The 1206-nt window shown below is 52.1% G+C and carries 1 pseudogene; it reads left to right on the top strand.

Annotation, left to right across the window (positions count from 1 at the left end):
• Positions 1–1170 (top strand): annotated as a pseudogene (locus tag ACED53_RS23455) (type IV secretion system protein TraC); the annotation flags it as partial.
• Positions 1171–1206 lie beyond the last annotated feature (36 nt).

Here is a 1206-nt window from a genome sequence, read left to right on the forward strand (position 1 = left end):
GGCGGCTCAGGCGCAGGGAAAAGCTTTCTGGTTCAAGAGATTGCCGAAACGGTTTACGCCATGGGTGGTAAAGTGTGGATCCTCGATAAAGGGGCCAGCTATAAAAAATTGACGCTCAGCCTTGGGGGGACGTACATGACGCACGCCAACATCTTCTTAAATCCCTTCACGCATTTAGGCGCCATGCAAAGTGCTGAGTTTGAGTTTGTGGATGACGACGGTAGACCGGTCGACCCCATGATGGAAGCGCTCGATAATATCACGGCGTTGTTTGCCACCATCGCGTCACCCTACGTCCCACTGACGGCGTTTCAACAAAGCGTCTTAGGCGATGCGATAGTGACGGCATGGGAGCGTAAAGGTAATCAAGCCTTGGTGGATGATGTCAGAGACGCCTTGATTGAGATTGCTGGAGAAGAAAGCGACCGACGCATCAAAGACATTGCGGTGCAACTGAAAAAGTTCTGCACCGACGGCATGTACAAAGATGTGTTCAACAAGCCCTCCATGCTCGACCCCAGTGTGGAAATCACCACGCTGGAGCTGGATGGGTTTCCGCCTGCTGTGCTCAGACCCGTGATTTTTGCGTTGATGGTGTCGATTAACCAGCAGATGTACCTGGCTGGCTCTCGCTCTACCCCAAAGCTGTGCATCATTGAAGAAGCCTGGAGCCTCCTCTCTGGGGCAAACGAGCAAGCGAGGGAGTTCATCAACACCGGTTATCGCACCGCCCGTAAGTTCGGCGGCGCTTTTTGTACAGTGACTCAAGGGATTGAAGACTTCTTTAGCAACGAGGAAGCCAAAGCCTGCTACAACAACTCCGATATCCACATCATTCTTCGTCAAGGGGAAGGGTTTGATGAGTATCTGATCCAAAACCCGGATGCCTTCTCACCGTTTGAGCAGCGTCTCATTAAAAGTTTCGCTCCGTCTGCCGAAGCGGGATACAGCAGTGCGCGCATCAAAGCGGGTGGCCATGTCACCTATCACCGCTTTTTCGCCTCTCCGGTGAAACGCGCCATGTTCTCAACCGAGCCTAAGGAGTTTGAGTATTGTGAAAATCTTTATAAACAAGGCCACTCACTGGAGCGCGCCATTGAGCAAACCTCCAGGCACTTTTATGGCAAAGACATTGACGCCTTTAATCAAGCCATTGGGGCGAGCGCTTAAATCCCCCCTTTTTCTTTTGGTCGCTGGACTGGCAAC

Source organism: Vibrio sp. 1F169 (genome assembly GCF_041439605.1).
Lineage (GTDB): Bacteria > Pseudomonadota > Gammaproteobacteria > Enterobacterales > Vibrionaceae > Vibrio > Vibrio tasmaniensis_A.